Annotated in this window: 4 protein-coding genes and 1 pseudogene; 1 reads left to right on the top strand and 4 read right to left on the bottom strand. The window is 75.5% G+C overall.

The genetic code is table 11. The features are described from left to right. Positions 1 to 998: hypothetical protein (locus tag ABD211_RS27930; RefSeq protein WP_344138301.1), on the bottom strand; the 998-nt coding region annotated here is incomplete at its 3' end. 73 nt (positions 999 to 1,071) lie between these two features. Between ABD211_RS27930 and ABD211_RS27935 the strand changes: the two genes are divergently transcribed. Then, on the top strand, positions 1,072 to 1,677 hold the full coding sequence (locus ABD211_RS27935; RefSeq protein WP_344138303.1) for a CGNR zinc finger domain-containing protein: 606 nt from the start codon (positions 1,072 to 1,074) through the stop codon (positions 1,675 to 1,677). 66 nt (positions 1,678 to 1,743) lie between these two features. Here the strand turns inward: ABD211_RS27935 and ABD211_RS27940 are convergent, their stop codons facing one another. From ABD211_RS27940 to ABD211_RS27950, 3 genes and pseudogenes are all read right to left on the bottom strand, one after another. After that, complete coding sequence (locus tag ABD211_RS27940; RefSeq protein ID WP_344138304.1) at positions 1,744 to 2,307, bottom strand: GTP-binding protein; 564 nt, start codon at positions 2,305 to 2,307, stop codon at positions 1,744 to 1,746. Beyond that, positions 2,307 to 2,741, bottom strand: coding sequence for a roadblock/LC7 domain-containing protein (locus ABD211_RS27945; protein ID WP_344138305.1), 435 nt, complete (start codon positions 2,739 to 2,741; stop codon positions 2,307 to 2,309). The genes ABD211_RS27940 and ABD211_RS27945 overlap by 1 nt, the downstream gene beginning before the upstream one ends. Continuing rightward, positions 2,738 to 3,109 (bottom strand): annotated as a pseudogene (locus ABD211_RS27950) (hypothetical protein); the annotation flags it as partial. The gene ABD211_RS27945 and the pseudogene ABD211_RS27950, both read right to left, overlap by 4 nt.

Consider the following 3,109-nt stretch of genomic DNA (forward strand, 5'->3'; position numbering starts at 1 on the left):
GCCCCGAGCGCCAGGCCGGCGACCGTGCCGACGAGCACGGGCACCGCCGACTCGACGGCCGTGAGGGTGGCGAGCGCCGACCGGCTCGCGCCCCGCCGCCGCAGCAGGGCACGCACGGCGGCATGGTCGCGCCTCGTGCCGATCGCGCCGATCACGGCGAAGCCGAGCAGCAGCGCGGTCGCGGCACCGCCCAGCAGCGAGAACCGGCGGGAGGAGCGCCCGGCCCGGTCGCCCGCGGCGCGCAGCGTGGTGTCGGGCGCGGTGACGGTGATGCCGGCCCGGGTGGCGGACAGCTGCTCGCCGACCCGGGCACTGCGCGCCAGGTAGCCGGACACGCCCAGCCTCGTCACGAGGTCGAGGTCGACCGGCGCGACCCAGCCGTAGGCGCGCGGGAAGCTGTCCAGCGCCGCCAGCCGCGACGCGGCGGCCACCCTGTCGGCGAGCAGCAACGGCACGTCGCGCCCGGGCTCGAACGTGCCGGTGAGCAGCAGCGGGTCGGCCCGCTCGGCGTGGCCCACGATGACGACGCCGAGCGCCGGGTCGAGCGCCGGGTCGCCCGCGCCCACGACCACCACCTCGCACCGCGCGGGGGTGCAGGTCGCCGGCGCGCGGCCGGCGGTCAGGCGCACGGCGGAGCCGAGGTCGTCGGCCGCGCCGAGGGCGAAGGGGGCGCCGCTCGGGTCGGCGAGGCGGCGGAAGAGGAGCTGGGCGCGGGGCGCGGCGGCGCTCAGGTCGGCCAGCCGCGTGCGGACCGCGCCGTCGATCGCCGCCAGGTCCGCGTCGGGCACGCTCACGCCCGAGTACGTCACGATGACGCTGCGCTCGCCCGCCGGCAGCTCGGCGAGGCTGTGCGCCGGGGCGGCCGCCGCGACGAGGTGGGCGCTGCTCGCGGAGAGCACGGGCAGCACGGTGGCGACGGCGACGCCGGCCGCGATCAGCAGCCAGCGCGCCGGCCGGTGCCGCAGCCGCGACCAGGCGAGAAACGCGACGGTGCGCACCCGATCCGCCCCCTAACCGGTAAGATAGTGTTGACAGGTTAGCAGCGGCGGACGGATCGGGACAGGCGCTGACATGGCATCCATCGACATCGACGGCTTCGCGGTCCCGCTCTGCGTGGCCGGCGACCCGGCGCTCGAGGTGTGCAACACCCGGGCCGGCTGGCGCGCCCCCACCCCGAAGGAGTACCTGCACAGCCACGCCCACCTCTGCGTGTGGGTGGGCCACGCCGGGCTGCTCACGCCCGACGAGGTGGCCGCGGCCCGCCGGGCGGGCGCGCGCCACCCGGCGGCCAGCGAGGCCGTGCTGCGCCGGGCGATCGCGCTGCGGGAGGCGCTCTACGACGTACTCACGGGAGAGGGTGAGCAGACGGCGGCCTGGGGTGCGCTCGACGCGGAGGCCCGCCGCGCCGCGGCGGTGGCCCACCTCGCACCCGGACGCCCCGCCACCTGGCGCCTGACCGGCGCGTCCGATGTGGAGCTGCCGCTGCTGCAGGTGGCGTGGCACGCGGCCCGGCTGGTCACCTCCGCGACGGCCGACGCCGTGCGCGCCTGCCCCGGCGACGGCTGCGGCTGGCTGTTCGCGGACCCCCGCGGTCGCCGCCGCTGGTGCTCGATGGCCTGGTGCGGCAACCGCGAAAAGGTCCGCGCCCACGCCGCCCGCCAGCGCGCGCCGCGGTGACCAGCGAGGTTACTGGCCCTACGTGCGAAGTTCCGGCCCGGAGTTCCGCACGTCATTGGCCGTTCGTCAGCGGCTGGCGGTGGCGAGCGCGCGTTGGGCGACCGCGATGAGGGCGTCACGGACCGAGTCGCGGTCGCGGGCGTCCATCGTGATCAGGGGGGTCTCCTCGCTGACCGCCAGGGCCCAGCGGACGTCGTCGAGGTCGTGGGCGAGCCGGCCGTCGAACAGGTTCACCGCGATGACGAACGGCATCTCGGCCCGCTCGAAGTAGTCGACCGCCGGATAGCACTCGTCCAGGCGGCGGGTATCCACGATCACCAGCGCGCCGAGCGCCCCCTCGGTCAGCTCGTGCCACATGAAGCCGAACCGGTCCTGGCCGGGCGTGCCGAAGATGTACAGGACGATGTCCTCGTCCAGGGTGAGCCGGCCGAAGTCGAGGGCGACCGTCGTCGTGGTCTTGTCGGGCACGTGCCCGGTGCGGTCGATCTCGGCCGCGACCTCGGTCATCGCCATCTCGGTGGTGAGCACGGGGATTTCGGAGATGGCGCCCACCGCCGTCGTCTTGCCCACGCCGAAGCCGCCCGCTACCACGAGCTTCAGGGGCGTCGGCGGTCGGCGACGGGCGGCCATCACATGCCCACCGAGTTCTTCAGTTCCTCGATGAGAACGGGCGAGAGGAACTCGCCGGCGCGGTTGGCGAACACGGCCATCTCGTAGGCGAGGTTGCCCAGGTTCGCGGCGCGCGACGCGAGCACGCCCAGGGTGGCACCCGAGCTGATCGCGCTGACCAGCAGGTACCCGCCGTCGAGGTCGATGATGACCTTGTTCGGCGAACCCATGTCGTACACCCGCGCGGCGCCGTGCGCCAGACTGATGATCGCCGAGGTGATCGCGGCCAGCCGGTCGGCGTTGGCCCGGTCCAGCGTGTGCGACATGGCGATGAGCAGGCCGTCGCTGGAGACCGCGATCGCGTCGATGACCTCGGACGTGTTCACGGCGAACTGGCTGAGCAGCCAGTTGAACTGCTGGGCCTCACTGCTGAGCGGCTCGGTATGCGCTGTCATGTATGCCTCTCCGGAAGGAGCGTGGACGGGTCGGCCGGCGCGGACGCGGCCGCTTCGCCGCGTGCCGCACCGCTGAGGAAGGCGGTGAGGGCGTCGCGCACCGCCGCCGGGTCGCGGCGGGGGCCGCCGGTGGCCGTCGGGCCGTCGCCCGGCACGCGCTGCTCGGGAATCGGCGGCCAGACCAGCCCGCCCGGGACGGGGCTGCCCGGCGCGGGGCTGCCGGCGGCCGGCTTCGGCTGGCTGGTGCGCGGCTGGCTGGTGCGCGGCTGGCTGGTGCGCGGCTGCGAGATCCGCCGCTCGGGGACGCGCACGGTGGTGTGCAGGTGGCTGCCGGGCACCCGCCGGTTGAGGCCGGCGCGGCTGGGCGG

Origin of the sequence: Luedemannella flava (assembly GCF_039528515.1) — a bacterium.
Classification (GTDB): Bacteria; Actinomycetota; Actinomycetes; order Mycobacteriales; family Micromonosporaceae; genus Luedemannella; species Luedemannella flava.

Coding starts and splice junctions, on each gene's coding strand:
- ABD211_RS27945 (WP_344138305.1), bottom strand. CDS start 2,741: ATGACAGCGCATACCGAGCCGCTCAGCAGTGAGGCCCAGCAGTTCAAC.
- ABD211_RS27940 (WP_344138304.1), bottom strand. CDS start 2,307: ATGGCCGCCCGTCGCCGACCGCCGACGCCCCTGAAGCTCGTGGTAGCG.
- ABD211_RS27935 (WP_344138303.1), top strand. CDS start 1,072: ATGGCATCCATCGACATCGACGGCTTCGCGGTCCCGCTCTGCGTGGCC.